Here is a 22,214-nt window from a genome sequence, read left to right on the forward strand (position 1 = left end):
AACGTGTTCCTGCGGATCAGACATCTCGCCGACCGCAAGGGGACGAACCGCATCATGGTTCGGCTGCGGGCGCTGCTACGCAGCAACGAATTCTATCTGATCCCGCTGGCGCTGGTGATCGGCACGCTCGCCGGCGCCATCGTGACGCTGATGGCCGAGATTGCGCAGATTGCCCACATGGTGATCTACGGCATTCCCATCGACGTCCGCCTGTCCGCCAATACCAGCGTCAGTCCGTGGGCCGCGCTGATCGCGCCCGCGCTGGGCGGGTTGGTGCTTGGGATCATGGAGTGGTGGCGGCGACGGCTCAAGCTCTCCAGCGCGGTCGATCCGATCGAGGCGAACGCACTGCGCGGCGGCAATCTGTCGATGCGCGACAGCGTGGTGGTGTCCAGCCAGACGCTGATCTCGAACGGCTGCGGCGCCTCCGTCGGCCTCGAGGCCGGCTATACCCAGATCGGCTCGGGTATCGCCTCGTTGCTCGGCAAGTTCTTCAATCTGCGCCGCAACGATCTGCGCCTGATCGTCGGCTGCGGTGCCGCTGCGGCGATCGCGGCGGCCTTCGGTGCACCGATCACGGGCGCCTTCTACGCCTGCGAGCTGATCGTCGGCGTCTACTCGGTCGGCAGCGCGGCGCCGATCCTCGCCGCCTCGCTCGCGGGCGCCCTGACCGCGCAATGGCTCGGCGGCGCGCCATACTCGCTCGAAATACCCAAGGTCAGCGCCGTCGGCGTCGAGCAATATCTGGCGCTGATCGGTCTCGCGCTCGTCACCAGCGGTGTCGGCATCGCCGTGATGCGCTCGTCCTCGATGTTCGAGCGCCTGTTCAAATGGCTGCCGGTCTGGTTGCGCCCGGTGATCGGCGGCCTCATCGTCGGCGGTTTTGCGATCGTCACGCCGCAGGTGCTGGCGGCCGGCCACGGCGCAATGGTGCTCGATCTCTTTCACGACATGACGATCGGCCTGATCGCGCTGATCATCGCCTTGAAGGTGACGGCCTGCCTGATCTCGCTCGCCTCCGGTTTCCGCGGCGGCCTGTTCTTTGCCTCGCTGTTCGTGGGCAGCCTGATCGGAAAGTTCTTCTCCGCGGTGCTGCTCTTGATCAGCCCGAACTTCGTGATCGATCCGCTGGTCTCGATGCTGACGGGCATGGCGACGCTGGGCGTCGCCATCGTCGGCGGTCCCTTGACCATGTCGTTCCTCGTGCTCGAGATGACCCGCAACGTCGACGTTACCGCCGTGGTGCTCGCCGGCTGCATCGTCACCTCGATCTGCGTCCGCTTCATGTTCGGGCACTCCTTCTCGACCTGGCGCTTGCATCTGCGCGGCGAGACCATCCGCAGCGCCAACGACGTCGGCTGGCTGCGCAACCTCACCGTCGAGCGGCTGATGCGCTCAGATGTTGGCAAGGTGCCGTCGACCACGACGATCGCCGCGGTCCGCCGCGAATTCGCGCTGGGCTCGCGGCCCGGGATCGTCATCGTCAACAATGCGGACGAATATGTCGGCCTTGTCCTGCTGCCCGACCTGTTCTCGGGCGACCTCGACACCATCGCCGACGAAATCCAGGTGATCGAGCTCGCGCGCCTGACCGAGATCGTGCTGATCCCGGAAATGAACGTGAAGTCGGCGATGGCGGTGTTCGACGAGGCGGAGGCCGAGATGCTGGCGGTGGTCGATTCCACCGACAGCCGCAAGGTGGTCGGCTTCCTTACCGAGACCTTCGCCCGCCGCCGCTATGTCGAGGAGATCGACAAGGCGACGCGCGGCGTACTCGGCGCGCTGTCGTAAGGTCACGCGGAAGCGGGACGGCGTGCATCATGCGCCGCCGTCCGCGCCTGCTATCGGCCTGGCTGCAAGGGAGCAGCGACGACGCTAGCCACGATCCGGCGGACCAGTGGCAGCACCATCAGCAGCGTCGGAAAGGCGACGAGCCATGACAGCGCCCAGGCGCCCGGCCAGGTCGCGAGGAACGCCGGCGTTGCGCCGAGGCTTCGAAGGGTGGAAATGACCGACACCACGGCTGTCATGAGGATGGACAGCACAAATGGCATCACGATCGACGCATAGCGCGCCGGCAGTTTGCGAACCGCAATCATCTGGTTTCTCTTGGAAATCATCTGGTTTCTCTTGGAATAAGACGCGTCAGTCACGGTGAACCCAAGAATGGCATCGATCCCGACGGCGTCGGTTGATGCGTTGGTTCACGTAAAACGCTTACGGCGACCGAAAGACGGTGCGCCTGTTCATTATCCGCTCATGTTGGATGGTTCAAGCTGGATCTGGACGTTCGATCTACAATCGTTCAACGCGTGGCAGATTGCCGCGATCACGAAACCATTTCAGTGGTTTGGACGTTTAGTCTTGTTTGATTATGTCGCTTTGAGCGAGAACAGGAAGGTCAAGATGAATAAAGGACCGATGATTTCCGCAGCCGGCCGCAGCGTTGGGCTGGCAGCTTTCGCAAGTCTTGTTCTGATGACGGCCCCGATCACCCCTTCGGCTGCCAACTCGCCCGCGCCCACCAAAGCCGCTGCCGCGGGCTCGGTCGCTCCGGCTGCCACCGATTTCAGCGCGGCTCGCCGCCACCGCTATTATCGGCGAGGTCCGAACGCTGCAGGCCTCGCTTTCATGGGCGTGGCGGCAGGTCTGATCGGCGGCGCGATCGCAGAGAGCAGGCGCCAGGAGTACTACGAGGACCGCTATAATTACGGTCCCGGTCCTTACTACGGCGGCCAGGGATATTACGGCGGCGGTCCCTACTATGGTCCGCGTGGCTATTATCAGCCGTATTAGGCGCCTGTCCTCGCCGCAGTCTCGTTCTCGCCAAGGGGCGGTGTTTTGCACCGCCCCTTGTTGCTTCTGCGCGAGGCGTCTCATTGCGCGACCTGTGTCGCGGGCGCGTCAATCCCTCCAGAAAAAATATTCCGCTTTACCGAAATTCGGAAACGGCGTATGTGTCGCCCATCCTGGCTCATCCTTGAGGGGCGATCTTGTGGTCGTCATGTTCGCGAGCCGGGCTTGCGGTGGACGCGGCAGCGTTCGGGTGCGAGAGGCCAAGGGCAGGGCGGATTGCTCTCCGTGAGCCCAAGGCTGCGTGCCGACGAGCGGCGCTGCTAGGCTTCGTCTCGTCTGTAAGTTTCCGGCTCCGTCGACAGGGCTGGGAAAACTGCGGCGAAATGGCGAGCCGTGCGTACGGCAAAACCGTGTGGTCCTGGCGTCCAGTCATTTCGGGCAGTCGAGGAAAACTAAAAAATGTCGACCAATGAAGGGCTTATGGATCGGTGCCCGGTGCTGCGTCCGGCCCGAAATCGCCGGGCCCTATTAGGCCCTAGTTTCACAGCTGCCGTGTCAAGCGAGAGTTGGGGCTGCGCCCGCGCGAGGTGTGACCCGGCTGGACTGCGCCCGGTCGGCCGGCGGGTCGCGGCGCGGCCCTGCTGGATGCGATGGCCGGGCTTGCCCCTGCGCTGGCAGCGCGCTGTGGGGCCTCCCTGCGGTCTTCCTGTGGCCCGACACTGACGCCTGACGGCGTGGCCCGTCGCCCGCGGCTCGCCCCGTCCCAGTTGGTGGCCGAACGTTGATCCTGGTCAAGTACTGCAATCGGCTGCCGCTGGATGGATTGCAGAGCTGGGGAAGTAAACATGGAATTCCCACACTGGCTTATGATCGGCGGCGCTTTGCTCGTGTTCGTCGGGTTAGTCGGCGCTGCGCTTCAAAGAAGACCAGCGGCAGCCAACCCGTCAGAAAGTAAGGTAGCCGATGAGCAGCCGGCGGCGCCCCTGCCCAAGTCGCTCAACCGTGCGGCTCGTTCGCTATCCGGGGAAGCCTCCCCCGTAGAAAACCGAGCGTCCCGGCCTTCGCAGATCGAGTAATCGCAATCGTCATGCGACCACACGATGATGCCCAGCGACCTCCCGCGTGCGAGAACTGCGAGCGCGAAATGACGCTGCTCGGAAGATTGTCAGAGATCGGAATTCATAAAGCGTGCGCGTGTACAGATGCCTGCCTTGCCAGCGCATTGCCACAACGCACGACTGAGGCAGCGGCTGGCAAACTGGCCCGGCTTGCCCCGGTGTGTCTGCAGCCCGGCGCTGGCGGGCTTCTGTACGGCCTTCCCGGGCCTCCGCTGAGGTGGCCCGGCTCCTGTGGTTGGCCGAATGAAGGGCCTACTTTTTCTGCTCTGTGGTGGTCGTCGTGGCAGCCGGGGTGCCGTCGCGAGCGTCCCGCCGCTCGTCGCGCCCGGTGCGGCGTTCCTGACGCCGCTCAGTGCGTCCCGTGCGGCGTTCCTGTCGGCGCTCTGTTCGCCCGCTGCGCCGCTCCTGACGGCGTTCTGTGCCTGACTTCGGCGCGTCCGCTGGCGGCGTCGTAGGCGCGGCGGCTGGCGCGGTGGTTTGGGCAACAGCCTCTGAGGCTGCAAAAATTGAGGACGAAGCCACAAGCCCGAACATCCCTGCGTATCCAAGGAAAGTGAGTGCGTTGCGACGACAGACCTGTTTCGGCTCCTACATCTTCAAGCTCCCGGTTTGCTGGCCCGCTGATCAGTCATTTACATGGTTGGCTTCTAGCCACTCTGGAATTCCCTCCGACGGAATTGACGCTCTTGGCAGGCGCGGGATGATGGTGCCTGCAGTGACAATCAATCCTTCGGTGAATCTGGCTCGCGCAAAATCCCGGGCCTGTGCTTCGGTGACAAACGTCTTCGTTAAGCGCGGATGTCGCCGTCTTAGCAGCGTGCCGTCCATCGGCACTTCAAAGGTGACATACCACGTGTACTTCATACCGCGAGGCCGCTGCCCGTCATCGGTCGCTATCCTCCGGGCCGAGACCAACCGCGACGGCTCTTTTTCTCCCCAGCTACCTGCAAACCACTGGTCTACCGCCGCACGCCGACGCGGTTGACGCCACCATTGGCATTGCCACCGGCATTATGGCGCACCGCAGCGCGGGCTACCGGACGCGCACCGAGCACCACACCGGGCCGAGCAACGCAGCCGGCGGGGTAGGCAGTGTATTGGCAATACACGACCGCATTGGCCGGGCCTGGACTGAGAGTGAGACCTGCAAGCCCCAACAGGCTGCTGGCAGCTATCCCTGCAACAGTCGCCGACTTGATCGAAAAATGCTTCTTAGGATGCATGGTGCGGGTCTCCCTTTTTCGTGCCAGCGCAACAGATGCACGGACGCCGTCTCAGGTGTGGCTGCACGCAGCGTGTCCGCTGAAGGATAGCCGGTGTTGACATAGATCAACCGAGTGTTTGCATCGCCACGCCAGAAGCTCACAGGACGCGAGTGCAGCGCACGCGTGTCGGTTCAGCGCCTGCGGTTCAGGTGGTATGGGTCGGCTTGCGCGCTGAGCCGGTACTGCTGAGCTCGAGGGTAACGAGCCTCGCCAGAAGGGTCGCCGGATAAAGCTGACCGATCACGCTCTCGATATTGCAGAGACTTCGTGCCAACGGATGTACCGGAACGATGTCTCCATACCCAGTCGATGTAAGCGTGACAAAGCTCATGTAAAAAAGCGATGCGGCTACTGAATGATCGTCCTCGAAAGCTATTCCCTTGATTGCGTCCGGAGCCGCTAGCCCTACAAACAGGAACAGCGTTGCAAAGGCCACCGCGATCAACAGGTACAGAAGGATCGCCCCGATAATTCGATGATATGTAACGAGACCTCGCCTAAATACGGCCTGAAGCACGACAACGCCTAACGTGCAGGCAATGACCAACCAAGCGCCCGCCAAGATGTGAAGATGGTAGGGTACAGGGTAGTAGATGCGCAGAAAGAATACGGCGACATTAAAAATCAGCGCCAGCGACATCAGAACGAGGGCAGTTGGGCTGTTGGAGATGATCACCATGCTGACGATGATCGTTAGCAACAGACCATCGGCAAACAGATGGAAGGCGGTAATGCCCATTGCTTGTAGCGGGGCGAAGACAAAAATCAGTAATGCCAGCACGCCCGTCAGCATCGAGAGCAGCCAGTCGATGCGTTCTCCACGCAAACGGCGCAGCTCGCTTATGGGCATCCTCATCGATGCTCCTAACACCGCATGGTGCATCGCACCGACCACAGCTTCGCAGCAATACAATTCGAGCCTAAAGTTCAGCGATGTTGACGTAGATCAATGGAGCGGCCTGGCGCTCAGAACGTCGCTTGAGAGTCGGATGCGCCGCCTAGGAGCCCGATTCGCTCGGCAAGAGATACCAGCTCGGCTAACGACCGCACCTGCAATTTCTCCATCACTCCGTGACGGTGAGCTTTTATCGTGCGCTCAGTCGTTCCGAGCGCGTGAGCGATCTGCTTGTTAATTCTGCCCCGAACGATGAGGTCAAAGACTTGTCGCTCGCGAGGCGTCAACTTAGAGAGGCGGGCACGAGCCATGCTCAGCATGTTCTGTAGGTCTTGTGATGATTGATGATGAGCAAGCGCTCCAGCAATCGCGCGAAGAAGGTCTTCTGAGCTTACGGGCTTGGTCAGGAAGTCCTCCGCACCGGCCTTTATGGTCTTTACCGTGAGAGGAATGTTGCGATAGCCGGAGAGAAATATGATCGGCAATGTCGAGCCGAGTTCGCGCAATCGCGTTTGTAGCGCAGGGCCATCCAAGTCGGGGATTTGCACGTCAAGAAGGATGCAACTCGGAACGCTATCGCCCGGCAATCGGTCCAGCAACGCCTGTGCTGACGCATAGACGGCTACATCGTAACCGGCGTGCTTCAAATGACGCTCCATCGCTGTCAAAAAGGACGGATCGTCGTCAACAATATGCACGAGCCCCGGCACCGATCCCCTTTCGTTGCAAAGAGAGTACCGCGCAATTCAAGGTCCGTAAGTATCGTTTAGCGCTCTTTCGGGGCATGGCTGATCTGTCCGTTCTAGAGGCGACTATGCAATTTGTGCCACCTCCGCTGCCGCGCTGCCCGGCCGTCCCGTCGCCTGCCGCCGTGGTGAGGATGACCGGGTGATGGAGCGGGCCGATGCCGCAGTCCTACGCCTGCCCGTCGGCGAAAACGTCGAGGCGGTTAGGCCTCAATGCAGCGACGCGGCCGGAGGCAATTGGTCGTTCTTGAAGGTATCAAGCTGAAAGCGGCTAAGAGTCTTGAACGGCGGTCTCTTGTCGAGCCAACTGGCGCGCTGCGTCGAAGAGTCGATGATAGCGCAACACTCGATGATGCGGTCGTCCCGAAACCGGAGGAAGTGTGCAGCACGGTAGTGCGCGGACCGCTCCGTGGCGCGATCCTTCACCTTGACAATAACCGACAGGGCCGCGCGGTCTTCATTGACGACCGTAGTTAGAGGCCAAAACGAAAGGACTTCCAGTTCCTCATGCACTTCTGTGAATGCTCGCAGAACTTCAGCCTGCCCGCGCCGTCTTCCGAGATATGGGAAAATATCAGCCGGGGCATGGCTCAGGAAATCAATGTTCTCGTCAATTGCGTGCTCAAGATCATTCAAGCGACGATGGGCGAACTGCTCGTAAATCTCGCGGACACGTCGTTCGCTCAAGGCACCCACAGCATTCTCCCGGAGCTATGACAAACCATAGCAAACGGCCGGATGGAACTTCAAGGCGGGACTGTTCCGTTGATTTACATCAAGCGGTGGGCTTGGCGGAGCAGCACCCTCTCGCATGCGGGGGGAATTCATAGAGAGGTGCTTGCAATGCTTCGCTATATCCTCGCGGCACTTGCCGCTTTCGTTTTGCTCATCGCCTGCTTGATCCCGGATGATGCCGAGGCTCGGCGCGGCGGAGGTGCCTATCGCGGTGGCGGCGGTTATCGCGGCGGTGCGGTCGCAGTTCGAGGACCGCGCGGCGGCGGCGCTGTAGCAGTGCGCGGGGGGCGCTACGGCTATCGTGGTGGAGCCTATCGCGGCTATGGCTATCGGGGCTACGGTGTAGGAGCGGCAGCGGTAGGCGCGGCTGCCCTGGGCACCGCTGCGTACCGCCGCAGTTGCTACGATGCTTACGGGAATTATATCTGCGCCTATTAATCCGTGGCAACGCGCGATAGCGCGCTTGGCCTCTGTGCGCAAGCGCTGGTGACCGTCCGCCGATGGCGGCCCTGCGCCATCCGGTCTGCAGGTACTGTGGGCGACGTGGCCTATCGCGGGGTCTGGCCGCCTAGCACCTCATTGATCTGCATCGAGCGATTTTGCGGTGCGCTGAAAAGATTTAGGAATCGTTGAGTAGAGGAGCAGTACACAGATGAGTGACCTTGTCGTAATTGCATTTCCGACCGAGGCGAAGGCGGAGGAAGTTCGTCAAAAGCTGCTGGCCATGCAGAAGGAGTTCCAGATCGATGGAGCTGGCGGATTGGGGAGAGAATTCGACGGGCGACATCAACGAGGCGTCTGGGGAAAGTTGCACTTTCCCGATCACGCTGCGCGGCGTGACGAGTAGCTCGGAAATCTCACGGAAGCCAGCACACGGCAAACTGAAGAAGCTTAACGTTGCGACTTACGAATACAAGACAAAGGCCCGGTACAAGGGAAGTGACACCTTTGCCATCAAGGCAGTGGGTAGGGGCCGAAAGCTTCTGGCACGTCAGTAATCACCGTGCACGCGACGATCAAGTAGGCGGGCGGGGCAGTGAGCGGCGCCAATGCGGATCGCAGTGGGCGGCCAACGGGCGACGCCGCACCAATCAGCCCAGAGGTTCCTCGGATTGTCCCCAATCACCAGAGAGTTGCTCCGTTCGGCATGTCTGGCGACCGAAGTGGTTGCGACTGGCGACCAACGTTTCTCGACTCGGCATTAATAGCGGCTGGCTGCCGGCGGGCGTTATCTACGTTTGTTTATGAGGGCGGAGCTGAAGTCGTCAGTCGTTGCAAACCGAGGTGATTAACCAGAACAGACCTCGCGCTGCTTTGGCCGCAGACATCAAGAATTTGCATCAGAATTGCGGTCGAACAATTCCAGCGGGTTGCGCAGCGGCATCGTGTGTTGGTGAGTTGCGCCGCCGCATCAATGCGTTAGCACGATGAAATCCGTGTCTTTTCCGGTCTCACGGCTAAATCCGTGGTCGGAAATAATCAATGAAGAGGCCGGCGTCAGAAGTTTTGAGATCCTCTCAACCGTATCCTGTGCTATTTCAATGCGGTTAAGGACAGCGGCGGCCTGATCGGGAAGCGGTGCCGGCACGGTTTGCTTCGCGGGCGCTTCTCGCCCTTTCGTGGCAGCCCCGGACATAGGGGGCAATTCATCTGGAATCGACACGACGCTCCAGCGAATAGCGGTTCTCTCGTTCTGGAATTCCAGTGCGGTAAACACGTGCGTTCCCAGCGGCTCCTCCGGATTTTCGATCTTGACCGGGACATCAAACAACGGCGTGAAGCCCTGACGCACGAACAGCTTGCTCAACTTACGACTGACGAAGATGGAGATCGGAACGATCTTTTTAGGCACGCTTGCAGCGGGAGCTGAGCCCGGCTCCTGGAGGCTGGCGGCTTCTGGAGTCTCGGCGTTTGATAGCAGTGATCCCTGCGTTGCCGCGGCTGCACCGATGCTCTCGGTTGCGACGGTGGCACTCTGGAATTCGGACGAACCAGCCGCGGCCTTCGGTTGAAATAGATGCGGATTGGTTATCTCGACTGGCTGGACATCACCATGCGCAATGATCACGCGCGTGCCGCGCTTCGTGAGATGCCACAGTCGAACGGCAAAATTATCTTTCAAACGGATGCAGCCGTGTGACGCTGGATGCCCAGGCACGACACCGGCGTGCAACGCAATACCTGACCAGGTGATGCGTTGCATGTAGGGCATGGGGGCGCCGCTATAAATATTTGAACGGTGCCATCGTTGTTTGCTGATGACGCTGAACACGCCGAGGGGCGTCGGATGCCCCTCCGTTCCGGTGGACACCGGCGAGCGTGCAATCAGGGCCCCGTTGTCAAAAAGGGAGACCCGTTGGTCTGCTATCGAGATGATGATCTGGAGCGGGCCCTTCGGAAGGGGCTCGAGCCGAAGGCTCTTCGCCATTTCAGAGTTTGTCTGCCGGTGGTGGGGCTTGTGTTTGTACGGAGCGTATTGGCTTCGCCAGAACGTGTGTTGGGGTTCAAACAGAAATTGAGCGTGTGCGACCCCCGCAGGGAGCATGAAAATCGCGAATACAGCGGTTGTTATCGCGCCCTGCATTGCTGACAATTTCTTAACGAACATCGCCCGGTCCCATAGGCGCGATTCCATCGGTTCGAGACGATGCGCGAAGCTGGCGCCTGATGCGTCATCCTGACAGCGCACCAAGCCTCTCCTCCAAATCTGGTCGCAGTGGGTCGAAAATTGGACCGTACTCACAATTGCAGTGCGAGTTGCCATGGAGTGGGGCGCTACTGCTTGCGATTCGACGCGTTGCAATCGGGCAACATGCTTTGGAAATATCAAGGAGCGGCGGTTTGCGCTATTGCGCCACCCACATTGATCCCAAGAATGAGCCGCTTCGCATGCTTGGCTTTTCTACACGGCTCCGGTGGAGCCTATTGGGGGCGACGGCATCATGAACCCGCGGCGATTTACGATAGTGGCGCCGACATTTTGCGGAATGGTCGTTCTCGCGGGGTGGATCGCTGGCTGGCTAGCCGGGTTCGGTCCCGCCGGCACCGAGAACGCTCGCGCAGTGACAATCCAGGACCGCGCAGCAACTCTCGCCGCCACCGCGAGGCTCGCGGATGAACCGCAGGCAATCGCAATGGGCAACACCGGACCCGCGAACGCCGCTGTCGCTAGCGCCGAAGTGGCGACGGCCGCCGAACCCGCGGCGGGGACGGCTACCGACACGACGGCGGCCTCGGATAAATCGGAATCGATCGTCGTGGCCGCGTTGCCCGATCCGTCGCAGACGCGGTCGGCTGATTTACCGCGTGTGCAGGAATCGGTGGACTTGGGCCACCATGATGTCGCCCAACTGGCGCCGACGACGTGCGGTGCATCCGGCGGTGCCTCCAACTCGGGGCCGCAGGATTTCCGGTATCTCATTTGTTACATCTGGTCCGAACTGCCGCCTGCCGAGAAGCCGGCTGCGATCGTCTTGCGTTCGTTCAAGGACATCCCGGTCGGGACGCCGATGGAAGAGATCAAGCGGGCGTCCGACGCTTTCGGTCTGGATTTCACTTTCATGAAGGCGGTGGCCAAGGTCGAGTCCGGTTTCGACCCAAAGCAACGCACCGGGTCGTATATCGGGCTGTTCCAGCTGAGCAAATACGAGTTCGGTAAATTCGGCTCCGGAGATATTCTCAATCCCCGCGATAATGCCGTTGCGGCGGCCTACAAGATCATTACCGAAGGGATTCTGTTCGAGTGGGTGACCCACAGGAAGCCGGACTTGAACGATCTCTACCTGATCCATCAGCAGGGCTGGGAAGGCGCCGCGGAGCACCTCAGCGAACCCAATCGCGTGGCCTGGAAATCGATGTGCGCCACCAGTGAAGGCAGGGAGAAGGGCGAAAAATGGTGCAGGCGCGCGATCTGGGGCAATACGCTTCCGGCCGTTAAGGGGGCGTGGAAATCGGTGGAGAAGCTGACGTCGGAGGCGTTCGTCGGAATGTGGCGCGAGCGGGTTGCTCATTTCCAATCGAGATACATGGGCAACGCGACCGCCGACGCCGAGCGGGCGCAGGTACCAGTGAATGTCCGTTGAGGGGTTGGCAGGAGTTGCCGCACCAAGGGCGAGCGGGGCTTCACCGTCGCTGGTCGCGCGGTTGCACTTTACATGTCAACGACGCGCTCGGGTCGTTCCTGCTGCGTGCTAGCGAGGCGATCGATAAGGTGCCGATCTCTGTTTGTGGCCCAAAGCCGGCCAGTTCAACGCTCCAACTTAGACGGGATTTATCCTGGACACGATGCAGCGCTGCATGCTCAAAGCGACGTCGGAACCAACCGGCGATGACATACGTAAGGCGCGATGCGCTTCGCTCAATGGACAGCGCAAAGGCCCGGTTTGATGGGGTTCTCTCCGGGCCTCTGGCTCCGCTTCGTCGCGCGCCGGTTCGGGATCGACAACCGTCGCAGACGAGACGCCGGCAACGAATACAACCAAAGCCTGAGTCGGATGGTGAAATTGAGGCGCAGACAGCTCCACGCATGCACGGCGATCGGATACGTCTGGTGGCAAAATCTGCTGAGATCATCAAGCGACCCGCTCACCATGCTGGCAAGCTCGTGCGCCGAAGCATGCTCTGCCCACCGGCGAGCCAACTCCAAACCTTTTGTCGATCTGCCGCTGCGTCCATAGACCCAGACTATCTCCGCGTCCGCGGCCCCGGCGAAACGGATGCCCCGCCGGGGCCTGTACGTTCTCGCCAATCCTGGAAGCTTGGGGGCTGGAAAGAATCGGCAAGGCGCACCGTAGACAAGCAGAAACTCAGGATTTGACTAGTGCACCTTGTGCCAGTGCGTGAATGCCAGCGGGAAGGCATGCTCGTGAACCGATATGGAAGTGTCGCCTGAGGGGCCGAGACTACTTATCCCAACACGGATGAAGAAGCCGCGTTAGTTAAGAACCCTTGATCCATCTCAAGTCTTGCAAGCAAGTGCGGCGTCAGCTTGGTCCATTCTTCGCTCTTCGAGGAGGTGAGAATGATCAGGTTAATTGCAATTGGCGCGTTCGCTCTGTCTCTCGCGGTGTCGGCGCAAGCCACACCCATTGCTCCCATGCTCGCGCAGCCGGACAGCATGATCACGGAAATCGCCGCTGCCTGCGGCGCAGGCAGAACTAGGGTGAACGGCATTTGCGTGGCCCGAACAACCGTCCGGCAAACCCGTCGAGCCGTCCGCAGATGTGCGACTGGAATGACCTGCTAGCGTTTGGTCAATAATGCAATAGTTTAGCCCGTCGGGATGGCGGACGGGGCGGCGAAAGCACGCCTTGACCGGTAGTAGCGTGACCCATGATCAAAGCCGAGCACGCATCGAAGAGCGCCATCTGCGCGGTGCTCTCGATGACGTGATCATCGTTCCACTCGTTTTAATCGCGATCGCCGCAAACAAGATTCTGCATTTCACCATTTCGGTGTTGATGCGGCTGCTCGACTATACCTTCCCTCTGGTGATGGAGATTGTTTGGCTTCCGCTCTTCGCAGCCAAGGTGCTGGGCAACTTCGTCGTTGCTGCCGTGGGTGCCGCGCTGCGCATCCTTCCTCTTTCCGAGACGAGACGTCGAAAGTGGATCATATCGATGCGCCGCCGCTGGTCGCGGTTCCGGCGCAAGATTAGCTATCGAGCGTTCGAGCGAACCATGCACCTTGCCTTCGCAAGCGGTATGGCGTGGGTATTTCGAACATGTCGCCATCTCACCCCGAACACCGCATTGCTTGTAATCTTGGCTGCGGTACTGTGGCTTCCGATCTCTTTCGGGGTTGCGACAGCGATGCATGCGGTATTGTTTGCCAAATTAGCGTCCTGGCCAGCCTGGATGCAGCTTTTGCATCCGGTGGCTACGGTCATCGCTAAGAGCAAGCTTCTCGTATTACCGGTGTATCCGGCGGCGTGGCCGCAGGCAAAGAAAAGTGTGTTCGCTCGGTTCATGGGCAAGGCCTACGACAACATTCAGCGTCAGTACGTCACTAGAAAGCTAGGCTATCGTTATCGGCAGGCAGAGACGATCGGCGTCGCAGTGCTTCACGCGTTGATGAGGTTGGCCTGTTTTGCATCGCTGGGTAGATGGCTCCAAAACGCGCACGTCACCGAACATCTTGGCGTGGAAAGACCCACGCAGAAATTGCGTTTGTTCTTTTCCCGGTGGTCAGTCAAGTTTTCGGCCGAATACTACGAAGCACAGGAACGGCAAGCTTCGAACCCGCTCTAGACTGCAAGTCACAGTGACTGGATAGGTGCCGGAAAGTCCATTGAATCAGCGTCTCCCGAGCCACTGGGACCCAACTGAGGCTTGGCATGACACAGACGTCGGAAGAAACGCGAGTTCAACTCGCATTGCGGGTGGGGATGGGATGACCGAAGCAGTACTAGGGAGCGCAAGGTTCTTCCGGCGAACTGGGCCGCATCCGCTCGCGCTCGTTGCCAGCGCGGCGCGGGGTGTGGCGGACGGAGGTGAACTATTGCTGGAAGGCGTGGCCCCTCTCCAAACGGCAGGGCCAACTGAAGTGAGCTTCCTAGACAACCGACGTTACGCTTCTGCGCTGGATCAAACGTCCGCCGGGGCTGTGGTCGTTCACCCTGATATGGCTGCGCGAGTACCAGCAGCCACTGCGGCCATCATAACGAGCGAACCCTATGCCGCTTGGGGCCGCGTTGCTGCCCTTTTCTATCCTGTGCCGCCGCTGCGACCCGGTGTTCACCCGTCCGCCATAGTGGCGGATGACGCACACATTGATCCCTCGACAGAAGTTGGACCCCTGACTGTGATCGAAAGCGGAGTGGAGATAGGGCCCGGCTGTCGGATCGGTCCTTGCGCAGTCATTGGAAGCGGCGTCACCATCGGCAGGGATTGCCGGATTGGCGCACATGTAAGCCTTAGTTACGCGGTTTTGGGAGCACGCGTTTACGTATATCCGGGTGCGCGGATTGGGCAGGAAGGGTTCGGATTCGCCTCCACCAGCGACGGGTTTCTCTCCATCCCCCAGCTTGGGCGAGTTATTCTTGAAGATGATGTTGAAGTTGGTGCCAATTCGACGATTGATCGCGGATCATCGCGAGACACCATAATTGGCGCTGGCTCCCGCCTCGATAACCTTGTGCAAATCGGTCACAATGTTAGTCTCGGCCGCTGTTGCGTCGTAGTTGCACAAGTCGGGATCTCGGGTTCAACCGTACTTGAAGATTTCGTCCGCGTCGGGGGACAGGCTGCTATGGCAGGGCATCTCCGTATCGGTCGAGGTTCGGAAATCGGAGCGCAGGCGGGCGTCATCTCAGATCTAGCACCCGGTGCCAAGGTGCTGGGAAGCCCTGCTCAATCGATAAAAGCCTTCTTTCGACAGACGGTCACACTTAAGAAGATCGCGACCCAGAGGAAATGAGGCGCGCGCCGATAGCCAGTATCGTCGCCATCAAATAGAACGCAAGCCCCTTGGCGGAGGAGAAAATGGAGAGGGCCGTCCTCATAACCACCGTTGTGGCTCTCGGGATAAGCGTTGCAACATGCGCCGAATCTCAGATCGGCCAGTGTTCGTCCTACTACATCTCAGGAATCAATCTTGTGTCGGCGGCCGACGGCCAAGCCGGGCATGTTCAGACCTTTGTCGGGTTTGGCCCCTTCAAGGAAGAGGCGGAGCAGAGCGCCTCAGGATGGTGCTCGCATATCAGGTTCGATCTTGAGACCTGCTTGAACTCGGATCGACGCACCGCGCGCAACCCTCCGTCAGAGGGAGGTGACGCCGCCTTCACCTCAAGTACATGAAGGCGGTGGCGCGCATTACCGGTTGCAGTTAGAGCGCGTCACGAACTGTCAGACGCCGAAGGAGCGCGTGATGTGCGTCGCGATACTTGATGATCGCATCGGCTCAAGAAAAGCAGCGCGACAGCGGCAATCAGGTAACCTTCTAGCAACGGTCTCTCCTTGAAGAGGCTGTTAACCGAGCAGGTCCAGACAATTGGTAACGCCAGCGGTGTGGCTTTCGCGAGCGATTGCCAATGGTCTCAATGTTGGCAGCGGTCCATTAATCCCCCTGCCGCAGGACTCTAGAGCGGTGTCGCCGCTGATTTTCGGACCAATCTATGACTCGAAGACACATATCGCGCCGAAGCATTTCGGTTTTTCCAGATCGGCGGCAGGCGCCTGCCAATCGGACGTTTCGCGAATTTGGAAAGGAGGATTCTCTCCGGCGGCTTTCTGCGCGTCGTCCGACGGGAGAGCGCCGCGAACACCCTCATACATCATGGTGAGGCTCTCGTCCGTGAAAGCTCGATGGTCGGGAGGTAAAGCCTATTAGGTCAGCGGCCACCCGCCGGTCTGATGCGCTGACACAGGCGAGCAAATCGAGTCTCAAGAAGGCACTCGTACTGCCAGCAACCCGTTCTGCGGGACGATCGACTTAAGGAAGCTTCGACAAGAGGTCACTACTGTGATGGCGGAACCGCCTTAGGAAGCGCCAACCGTGCCCGAGCCGTCCGTCGTACCGTGACATGCAACTGGAAGCCCAGCGCGTCCAAGACCGTCAAAACGGTTGTGAAATTTGGATGCTTTGGACCACCGGCAAAGGCGCGATAGAGGGTTTGCCTTGCAATCCCGCATTCGTTGGCGATGTCGGAGACGTTATAATCACTCATAGCAGTGCCAATGGCCTGGCAGATTTCAGTGATGTCCGACCTCTCAAGGGCGCGATTGATGGCGTCGGTTGCGCCGCGGCGGCTTGAGGGACGGCTTGGCAACTTGAGAGATCTTTCGGACATGTTCTCTCCAACACAAAAAGGCCGGCATCTCTGCCGGCCTAATTTACTGGAGAAAGGACGGTCCGACGAGGCTTAGTATCTCGCCGCCACCGGCGCACCGTACCCGCCGAAGCCGCCGAAGCGATAGTTGACGCGCAGTGTGACCATATCGACGTCTTGGTTGATCCGGTTCAGCGCACCGGCAACGATGGGGTTGGCAACCGAGAACGAGTTGTTTGCGTTGCCCATGAACAGATGATCGTACTCGATGCCAGCTGACCAGTTCGGTGCAAAACCATACTCCCAGCCCACACCTACGGTCCCGCCCCAGCGGGTTGCGCTTGCGGCCGCGAGTTCAGTCCCTGTGAGCGTGTCGAGGATGCTAAAGCGGTTGCTCGTCACCGCCGCGCCGCCTTTGACGTACAGCAAGGACGCGTTCCAGGAATAGCCGATCTGGCCGGTGAACAGCCCGATGCCGTCCGTTTTCGTCCGGGTCGAAAACGCGGGGTTGATCAGGCTGACACGCTGGCTGCTGAGGTCGGCCCAGTCACCTTGAGCTTCCAATCCAAACACCCACTGGCTGGCCTGCCAACGATACCCGACCTGACCGCCGACAAGGCCGCCCGAGCGCTCGCGACAGCCGTCAGCGAATACCACGCCGGCCGCGCCGACGAAATCCCAGCAATTGCGGCTCTGACCCCAGCCACCGTTCGCACCGATGTAGAACCCGGTCCAGTCGTAGATCGGAGCCGCCAGCGGCGGCGGGGCCTTGGTGTACGGACGTGCTGCCATGTCGGCAGCGGAAGCAGGGGCGGCGAGCCCCAAAGCAAACAACGCAACGGTACCGAGCAGAAATGTCTTCATCAGAGTCTCCATCCCCATGCGCCTGCGATTGCCGACGCTGTCGCAAGTTGCACCAGTAGAACTATACGACTCGCTCCCTGTCGTCCGTGTCCTGCCTGTCACACTGCGCCGCCAAAATGGCTAAGAGGGAACCGAATGCACTCTACCGTGCTTAGGAATTCGTTAACTTTTTCGAGAAGGCAGGTGTGCAGAAAAATGGACGGCCCTGGCCTGGATGACTGAGGCCGGCGGGCGCGTACCTTTTGAAGTTGGTACTTTTCTCGACTGACGATTTGAGTGTGGCCCTCGCGACGAACAGCTGCGGAGCGGTTGGCGCCCAAAAGCAAATCATTGGCCTTCTAGAACAAGCGCTCATTCGCGCTGCTTGTTATGGCGCTCGCCAGCAGGAACGTTGACGTTCATGTCAGCGCTGGCTGCCGGCCGACGGTTTTGTGAGCAAGGTCTTTTCCATTATGACCATATCCCGATTTAGCAGAATTGCAGCTTTCATCGACGGTCCCAACCTCTACGCTACAGCGAAGGCCCTCGATTTTGATCTCGATTACAAGCGGCTACTGAACGAGCTTCGCAGCCGAGGGACACTGACCCGAGCCTTCTACTACACAGCGATCATCGAAGATCAGGAGTACACGTCCATCCGCCCGCTGGTCGATTGGCTCGATTACAACGGCTTCACCGTGATCACAAAAGCCAGCAAAGAATTCTTCGACGCCAATGGCCGCCGCAAGATCAAGGGCAACATGGCTATTGAGCTCGCGGTGCATGCAATGGAATCGGCTCAGCACGTCGATGAGATCATTCTGTTCTCGGGCCACGGAGATTTCCGGGTGTTGGTCCAGGCATTGCAGCGGAGCGGGGTGCGCGTGACGGTCGTCTCGACGCTCTCGACCAAGCCGCCGATGATCGCAGACGAACTGCGGCGCCAAGCAGATGTCTTCACCGACCTCTTGGAATTGCGAAATAAGATTGGCCGCGAACCGTCAATTCGTCCGGGGCCGGGATCTTCCGAACGTCATGCATCGGACGGCCCCGCACAATGCTAGTAACATCGGCATGCTGGGTTCTCAGTGGTACTGAGGTTACGGAGCTTGTCCACTTACGTTGCTTCGCAGGCGGGCCTCGGATCAGTTATAGCCTTAGAAAGATTGCAGCATCCAGATAGCACCGTGCGAACATGTTTTCCAACTTCGGGCCCCGAAGGAAGATCATGCGAGGTGACAACCCGCCCTGCGTTGATACCCAATTCCGAACTGGAGCTGGGTACATCAGATACATCGTCCGTGTGGCTTCTTGATTTGTAATATGGCGTCCACGAGGACCAAGGTCCCAAGCTGCGTGGAAAGCAAGGGCTGCCCTTTCGGTTACGCAGATCCTGTTTGACGGGATCTTCGAAAGCACGATCGTGCAGGCGGAGGCGCAGAGCCCATCAATGACCACCGTCTGGCCCGTGTCCTTCAACTGATCATATCGATCAAGGTAACGTTGGATCAAGCCACCGCGATCATTGGCAATTCTCACCACGGCGTGGCTCTCGCTAGCGCATACGAGCAAAATTGCCGAAGTGAGCAACAGCGCAAGTATTTTCATATTTTGCCTTTTCCGACCGAGACATCAACTAGCAACACTAGCGACTATCATCAGGGATCCTGACTGGCGGGAGATGGAATCGCGGCTTCGCGATGCGCGGCCCAGCAAGTTGTGGCGTCCGGCATTCCGATCCAGCTAAAGGCAGGAACCCAGAAGAAGCTTGCCTGCGGGTAGGGACTGGCATTGATCTAAGTCAATGATTGGCGAGCCGATGAAAGTGAATGACAGCGAGAAGGAAGCTTCACTGCATCTGGTCCAGTGCGTCCCCAGAAAGTGGTCGAACGTGTATACGCAGCTGGGGAGGCGAGGGTACTCCCATGTCCGCGACGATACAGAGTGCCGCGGTAAGTTTTTGTAACCAAGTTCGGGCGCGGCTCGCGCACATGCCCAAGCCCGCCAGTAGCAGAGATCGTCATTTCGCAACACCTTGATCGGTGGCCGCCGGAACAAAAACTCAGCAGCCAAAGGTGTTGCTCAACTTACTCACGGGAGGGACTGCTCCCGATCTTACCTTGTGCGTTTGCCCTCCGTCGACACGAAGCCCGCCGTCAATGCTTGCTCCACCGCAGCCGCCAGCGTGTTGAGATGTTCCGCAATCTTTGCGAAAAGTTCTCGCTTCTGCGGCGATGTCGCTAGCGCGCTGATTAACGCAGCCTCTGCTGCTTGCTTTCGCAGTGCTTCCAGATGGTCCCAGTAACCCTTCACAGCGGCTCGCCACCGGGCTGGTCCAGGGCAAGCGCCTGCTCGACGAAGCCCTCGAATATGGACACCGCATCCTTAATCCTATGACAAGAACCGCTGTCGACCGAAAGCTTTGCATTGAGGTCGAATAGCTCTAGCCAAAAGAGTGGCGCACCATGCAGATCGAGTTCGGAGCCTCGCAGCATGCGGATTTCACAGTTTGCGACCGTGGCGACTGAAACGGACATACCTTGATCGTTGTCCGGGATGCATGAGAGCCGAACGTAAGCCTGCGCGATCTTCAGTTCCGTAAGCGCCCTGCCGGGCGTGCTGCGGTCGATCAAAATTCGGTCCTTGGGTTGGTATCGATGACCAAGCGCGAGCGTCGCTCGCGGGATAGCCTGCGCATTGGGATGGGGTCGGCCGGAGGTAGCAGTGATCGGCTCACACGTGCTTGCTAGAAGTCGCCAATTTTTTGTTCTTTGAGGTCACAAATTCTTTGTGGCGAAAGGCGTCTGCAATCGATCCGATTTCGCCCTTAGGACGGGAGGCGCCCCGTAAACCGCGATGGCTGACCGGCAGCTCCTACAACAGCCGCCGCTCCGATCCGCGTTAGCCATAGTAGCCGGGTCGGATCCGACCCGCGCCCGGCGCCAGCCGACCGGTTTGATCCAAATCAATATCCGCGAAGAATCATTCAGTTCGATCGGCGCGCAGACAGATGTGTTTGTCACGGACGTGCGGTGGCATTCTTGTGATCGTATTTATAAAGGGCTTTGACGTCTTGACCAGGACAGGAATGCGACTATGCGGTCGGCGGGATGCCTGAGTGCGATACCTAGCGCGACTGGTGGTATTGCTCGGCTGGCCTGCGCGCGAGTCGCGGAATCTGGGAAAGATCCAGCAGCGCTGCTTTCGAAAGCGGGATTGACGCTGAACGACTTCAGCGACCCCGCGGTCCGGCTCGAAGTGTCGACCCAGATCATGCTTCTCGAGTTGGCCGCCATAGAATTGGAAGACGATATCTTGGGTTTTCGGCTCGCGCGAGGCTTTGACTTGCGCCAAATCGGCCTTGTTTACTACGTTTTGGCGTCGTCTGAGAATGTCGCCGATGCGCTTCGCGCCGCGGAGCGGTACAGCCGGATCATGAATGAGGGAGTCCGGCTGCGCTTCAACATGGAGGGGCATACTGCGACCATCGCGCTCGAATATGTTGGTGTCGATCGAATGGGCGACCGGCAACAAATCGAATTTTGGATCGTGACGCTGGTGCGGATCTGCAGGCAGGTAACGGACGGTCGTCTGGTGCCGTCTCGGCTGCAGGTGAGGCATCTGCGAGCCGGGATGCCCCCCGAATTTAGAATGTTCTTTGGCAGGGACGTCGAGTTCGGCGCGGACCGCGATGTTATCTCTTTTCCGGTGCCAGTGGCACTGCTCCCGCTGGTCGGCCGCGACGGCTATCTGCACGATTTGTTGCGACGTTATGCGGATGAAGCCTTGGTACGGAAAGCGCCGCATGGCGCGACGCTCCGTTCAAAAGTCGAGAAGACGCTTACCACGCTGCTACCTCACGGTAGAGGCGTCGCGAAGGAAGTCGCGCGGCAGTTGGGACTGAGTACCCGCACCTTGTCGCGCAAGCTTGGCGAAGAGAAGACGTCCTTCGCTGAAATTCTTGATCAACTGCGCGCCGCGCTCGCCAAGCGTTATCTCGAAGAGGAGCAGCTGCCCGTGTCCGAAGTTTCTTGGCTGCTTGGCTATCGCGAACTGAGTTCGCTCACACACGCGTTCAAGCGATGGACCGGAATGACACCTCGACAGTTCCGGTCCAGGCGGTCTCAACCGAGCTGAACAAATTCATCGTTTTACGTGAGGTGTGACGCTGAACGCAAAAACGCGCTGATAGGCCAGAGAACCGCACGCGCCTCGTGCGGGAGGCCACGCTTTCCGTGACGCCGACGGATGCATTGCGCGGCATGATCTTGCTGAAAGTCATTGTGGTCACTGAACCAGCGTTGAGCTTGAGCGCGAGCCCGAACCATGCACAGCTCATTGATCACGGCCCCTCTTTGCCCAGGCATAGCGCCAAACGCATCGTCTGTGGGTCGCGGTTCTTAGCCGGCTTAAAGCCAAACTTGCCGAGCACCGCCAGCATCGACCTGTTCTCGGGCAGGACCTCCGCGGTGAGTTCACGCAATCCGGCATTGGAGGCGATCTCGCCAAGGTGGCGCATCAAGATGGAACCGATGCCTCGGCCCTGCCAAGCGTCTATGACGACGAAGGCCAACTCGGCTCGTCCGGGCTCAAACACGACGTAGCGGCCGCCTCCGACAATCATTGTCCGCTCGGGGCTCTCGACCTCGCACACCAGCGCGACGTGATTCTTGAAGTCGACATTCATGAAGAACGCGCGCTCCTTGTCGGAGAAATGACGCTTGATGCCGAAAAAACGGCGCTGCAACGACTGCGTGCTGGACTGATCCAGCGCGTCGAGGACAGCCGTCTCGTCGGCCGGCCGCAGCGCTCGGAGTTCGGCCGTGCTGCCGTCCCGCAAGTGTTCCGTCACGCTGTATTTAGCGATGTCCCACATGGAGGTCTCGGCTCGGGCGGCCGGAAAGCACGTCGGCCTGAGGCTGGTCTATGACAGGGCGGTTGGTCGCCCGTTTGATTTGTCTCAAGGGCCCGCAAAAAGCCGGCGGCCTGAATCTCAGCAGCAGCTCGACACATTCGGGCGGGATGACCCGCGTGACACGACTGGGCCGG

Annotated in this window: 23 protein-coding genes; 11 read left to right on the forward strand and 12 right to left on the reverse strand. The window is 59.7% G+C overall.

Annotated features, from left to right (window positions below; translation table 11 throughout):
• Positions 1-3 precede the first annotated feature (3 nt).
• Complete coding sequence (locus AB3L03_RS28230) at positions 4-1,791, forward strand: chloride channel protein (RefSeq protein WP_085384834.1); 1,788 nt, start codon at positions 4-6, stop codon at positions 1,789-1,791.
• Positions 1,792-1,841: 50 nt separating this feature from the next.
• Here AB3L03_RS28230 and AB3L03_RS28235 read toward each other — a convergent pair whose 3' ends face one another.
• Complete coding sequence (locus AB3L03_RS28235) at positions 1,842-2,099, reverse strand: DUF2798 domain-containing protein (RefSeq protein ID WP_085350586.1); 258 nt, start codon at positions 2,097-2,099, stop codon at positions 1,842-1,844.
• Between the two features lie 307 nt (positions 2,100-2,406).
• Here AB3L03_RS28235 and AB3L03_RS28240 point away from each other — a divergent pair, with 307 nt between their 5' ends.
• Together AB3L03_RS28240 and AB3L03_RS28245 are read left to right on the forward strand one after the other, a co-directional pair.
• The gene (locus AB3L03_RS28240; RefSeq protein ID WP_085350675.1) at positions 2,407-2,796 is read left to right on the forward strand and encodes a hypothetical protein; all 390 of its coding nucleotides are present in this window, start codon (positions 2,407-2,409) and stop codon (positions 2,794-2,796) included.
• A 1,361-nt stretch (positions 2,797-4,157) separates the two neighbouring features.
• Positions 4,158-4,340, forward strand: a complete 183-nt coding sequence (locus tag AB3L03_RS28245; RefSeq protein WP_143273224.1) for a hypothetical protein — start codon at positions 4,158-4,160, stop codon at positions 4,338-4,340.
• A 198-nt stretch (positions 4,341-4,538) separates the two neighbouring features.
• Here the strand turns inward: AB3L03_RS28245 and AB3L03_RS28250 are convergent, their stop codons facing one another.
• The 5 genes from AB3L03_RS28250 to AB3L03_RS28270 all read right to left on the reverse strand — a co-directional run bounded on the left by AB3L03_RS28250 (position 4,539) and on the right by AB3L03_RS28270 (position 7,516).
• A complete protein-coding gene (locus AB3L03_RS28250) occupies positions 4,539-4,778 on the reverse strand; it encodes a hypothetical protein (RefSeq protein WP_085350587.1) in 240 nt (79 codons plus the stop codon).
• Between the two features lie 95 nt (positions 4,779-4,873).
• Positions 4,874-5,137: a hypothetical protein gene (locus AB3L03_RS28255; protein ID WP_085350588.1), complete on the reverse strand. Its 264-nt coding sequence runs from the start codon at positions 5,135-5,137 to the stop codon at positions 4,874-4,876.
• Positions 5,138-5,324: 187 nt separating this feature from the next.
• Positions 5,325-6,035 (reverse strand): ion channel, encoded by a 711-nt coding sequence (locus AB3L03_RS28260; protein ID WP_317245910.1) that lies wholly within the window; start codon positions 6,033-6,035, stop codon positions 5,325-5,327.
• 110 nt (positions 6,036-6,145) lie between these two features.
• On the reverse strand, positions 6,146-6,784 hold the full coding sequence (locus AB3L03_RS28265; protein ID WP_085350590.1) for a response regulator transcription factor: 639 nt from the start codon (positions 6,782-6,784) through the stop codon (positions 6,146-6,148).
• Positions 6,785-7,030: 246 nt separating this feature from the next.
• Positions 7,031-7,516, reverse strand: coding sequence for a nuclear transport factor 2 family protein (locus tag AB3L03_RS28270; protein ID WP_368507366.1), 486 nt, complete (start codon positions 7,514-7,516; stop codon positions 7,031-7,033).
• A gap of 147 nt (positions 7,517-7,663) precedes the next feature.
• Here AB3L03_RS28270 and AB3L03_RS28275 point away from each other — a divergent pair, with 147 nt between their 5' ends.
• Positions 7,664-7,993, forward strand: a complete 330-nt coding sequence (locus AB3L03_RS28275) for a hypothetical protein (RefSeq protein WP_085350592.1) — start codon at positions 7,664-7,666, stop codon at positions 7,991-7,993.
• Between the two features lie 214 nt (positions 7,994-8,207).
• A complete protein-coding gene (locus AB3L03_RS28280) occupies positions 8,208-8,402 on the forward strand; it encodes a hypothetical protein (RefSeq protein WP_162496344.1) in 195 nt (64 codons plus the stop codon).
• 564 nt (positions 8,403-8,966) lie between these two features.
• Here AB3L03_RS28280 and AB3L03_RS28285 read toward each other — a convergent pair.
• Positions 8,967-10,244 carry a L,D-transpeptidase gene (locus AB3L03_RS28285; protein ID WP_240543337.1) on the reverse strand — a complete coding sequence of 426 codons (1,278 nt, stop codon included), beginning with the start codon at positions 10,242-10,244 and terminating at the stop codon, positions 8,967-8,969.
• A 298-nt stretch (positions 10,245-10,542) separates the two neighbouring features.
• On the opposite strand from AB3L03_RS28285, the gene AB3L03_RS28290 reads away from it, so the two are divergent.
• Positions 10,543-11,637 (forward strand): transglycosylase, encoded by a 1,095-nt coding sequence (locus AB3L03_RS28290; protein WP_368507367.1) that lies wholly within the window; start codon positions 10,543-10,545, stop codon positions 11,635-11,637.
• 823 nt (positions 11,638-12,460) lie between these two features.
• Here AB3L03_RS28290 and AB3L03_RS28295 read toward each other — a convergent pair.
• Positions 12,461-12,727: a hypothetical protein gene (locus AB3L03_RS28295; RefSeq protein ID WP_368507368.1), complete on the reverse strand. Its 267-nt coding sequence runs from the start codon at positions 12,725-12,727 to the stop codon at positions 12,461-12,463.
• Between the two features lie 137 nt (positions 12,728-12,864).
• Between AB3L03_RS28295 and AB3L03_RS28300 the strand changes: the two genes are divergently transcribed.
• The 3 genes from AB3L03_RS28300 (at position 12,865) to AB3L03_RS28310 (ending at position 15,351) form a co-directional block, all read left to right on the forward strand.
• A complete protein-coding gene (locus AB3L03_RS28300; RefSeq protein ID WP_240543330.1) occupies positions 12,865-13,803 on the forward strand; it encodes a hypothetical protein in 939 nt (312 codons plus the stop codon).
• Between the two features lie 142 nt (positions 13,804-13,945).
• Positions 13,946-14,971, forward strand: coding sequence for a UDP-3-O-(3-hydroxymyristoyl)glucosamine N-acyltransferase (lpxD, locus tag AB3L03_RS28305; protein ID WP_085350594.1), 1,026 nt, complete (start codon positions 13,946-13,948; stop codon positions 14,969-14,971).
• A gap of 65 nt (positions 14,972-15,036) precedes the next feature.
• Entirely contained in the window at positions 15,037-15,351 is a 315-nt protein-coding gene (locus AB3L03_RS28310) for a hypothetical protein (RefSeq protein ID WP_143273226.1), read from the forward strand.
• Positions 15,352-16,010: 659 nt separating this feature from the next.
• On the opposite strand, the gene AB3L03_RS28315 is transcribed toward AB3L03_RS28310, so the two are convergent.
• The gene (locus AB3L03_RS28315; RefSeq protein ID WP_143273228.1) at positions 16,011-16,343 is read right to left on the reverse strand and encodes a hypothetical protein; all 333 of its coding nucleotides are present in this window, start codon (positions 16,341-16,343) and stop codon (positions 16,011-16,013) included.
• A gap of 72 nt (positions 16,344-16,415) precedes the next feature.
• A complete protein-coding gene (locus AB3L03_RS28320; protein ID WP_085350678.1) occupies positions 16,416-17,186 on the reverse strand; it encodes an outer membrane protein in 771 nt (256 codons plus the stop codon).
• Positions 17,187-17,638: 452 nt separating this feature from the next.
• Here AB3L03_RS28320 and AB3L03_RS28325 point away from each other — a divergent pair, with 452 nt between their 5' ends.
• Entirely contained in the window at positions 17,639-18,229 is a 591-nt protein-coding gene (locus tag AB3L03_RS28325) for an NYN domain-containing protein (RefSeq protein WP_085350679.1), read from the forward strand.
• A gap of 1,245 nt (positions 18,230-19,474) precedes the next feature.
• Here AB3L03_RS28325 and AB3L03_RS28330 read toward each other — a convergent pair.
• Positions 19,475-19,798 carry a hypothetical protein gene (locus AB3L03_RS28330; RefSeq protein WP_368507369.1) on the reverse strand — a complete coding sequence of 108 codons (324 nt, stop codon included), beginning with the start codon at positions 19,796-19,798 and terminating at the stop codon, positions 19,475-19,477.
• Positions 19,799-20,381: 583 nt separating this feature from the next.
• Here AB3L03_RS28330 and AB3L03_RS28335 point away from each other — a divergent pair.
• Positions 20,382-21,302 carry an AraC family transcriptional regulator gene (locus AB3L03_RS28335; protein ID WP_240543328.1) on the forward strand — a complete coding sequence of 307 codons (921 nt, stop codon included), beginning with the start codon at positions 20,382-20,384 and terminating at the stop codon, positions 21,300-21,302.
• Between the two features lie 205 nt (positions 21,303-21,507).
• Here the strand turns inward: AB3L03_RS28335 and AB3L03_RS28340 are convergent, their stop codons facing one another.
• On the reverse strand, positions 21,508-22,041 hold the full coding sequence (locus AB3L03_RS28340; protein WP_085350600.1) for a GNAT family N-acetyltransferase: 534 nt from the start codon (positions 22,039-22,041) through the stop codon (positions 21,508-21,510).
• Between the last annotated feature and the right edge of the window lie 173 nt (positions 22,042-22,214).

The sequence above is a fragment of the Bradyrhizobium lupini genome, from assembly GCF_040939785.1.
GTDB lineage: Bacteria > Pseudomonadota > Alphaproteobacteria > Rhizobiales > Xanthobacteraceae > Bradyrhizobium > Bradyrhizobium canariense_D.

What these genes read in the sequence shown, in the direction of transcription:
- AB3L03_RS28235 (WP_085350586.1), bottom strand. Translation starts at nt 2,099, where the DNA reads ATGATTGCGGTTCGCAAACTGCCGGCGCGCTATGCGTCGATCGTGATG.
- AB3L03_RS28240 (WP_085350675.1), top strand. Translation starts at nt 2,407, where the DNA reads ATGAATAAAGGACCGATGATTTCCGCAGCCGGCCGCAGCGTTGGGCTG.
- AB3L03_RS28245 (WP_143273224.1), top strand. Translation starts at nt 4,158, where the DNA reads ATGAAGGGCCTACTTTTTCTGCTCTGTGGTGGTCGTCGTGGCAGCCGG.
- AB3L03_RS28250 (WP_085350587.1), bottom strand. Translation starts at nt 4,778, where the DNA reads ATGAAGTACACGTGGTATGTCACCTTTGAAGTGCCGATGGACGGCACG.
- AB3L03_RS28255 (WP_085350588.1), bottom strand. Translation starts at nt 5,137, where the DNA reads ATGCATCCTAAGAAGCATTTTTCGATCAAGTCGGCGACTGTTGCAGGG.
- AB3L03_RS28260 (WP_317245910.1), bottom strand. Translation starts at nt 6,035, where the DNA reads ATGAGGATGCCCATAAGCGAGCTGCGCCGTTTGCGTGGAGAACGCATC.
- AB3L03_RS28275 (WP_085350592.1), top strand. Translation starts at nt 7,664, where the DNA reads ATGCTTCGCTATATCCTCGCGGCACTTGCCGCTTTCGTTTTGCTCATC.
- AB3L03_RS28280 (WP_162496344.1), top strand. Translation starts at nt 8,208, where the DNA reads ATGAGTGACCTTGTCGTAATTGCATTTCCGACCGAGGCGAAGGCGGAG.
- AB3L03_RS28290 (WP_368507367.1), top strand. Translation starts at nt 10,543, where the DNA reads ATGGTCGTTCTCGCGGGGTGGATCGCTGGCTGGCTAGCCGGGTTCGGT.
- AB3L03_RS28295 (WP_368507368.1), bottom strand. Translation starts at nt 12,727, where the DNA reads ATGCCGTTCACCCTAGTTCTGCCTGCGCCGCAGGCAGCGGCGATTTCC.
- lpxD (WP_085350594.1), top strand. Translation starts at nt 13,946, where the DNA reads ATGACCGAAGCAGTACTAGGGAGCGCAAGGTTCTTCCGGCGAACTGGG.
- AB3L03_RS28310 (WP_143273226.1), top strand. Translation starts at nt 15,037, where the DNA reads ATGGAGAGGGCCGTCCTCATAACCACCGTTGTGGCTCTCGGGATAAGC.
- AB3L03_RS28315 (WP_143273228.1), bottom strand. Translation starts at nt 16,343, where the DNA reads ATGTCCGAAAGATCTCTCAAGTTGCCAAGCCGTCCCTCAAGCCGCCGC.
- AB3L03_RS28320 (WP_085350678.1), bottom strand. Translation starts at nt 17,186, where the DNA reads ATGAAGACATTTCTGCTCGGTACCGTTGCGTTGTTTGCTTTGGGGCTC.
- AB3L03_RS28325 (WP_085350679.1), top strand. Translation starts at nt 17,639, where the DNA reads ATGACCATATCCCGATTTAGCAGAATTGCAGCTTTCATCGACGGTCCC.
- AB3L03_RS28340 (WP_085350600.1), bottom strand. Translation starts at nt 22,041, where the DNA reads ATGTGGGACATCGCTAAATACAGCGTGACGGAACACTTGCGGGACGGC.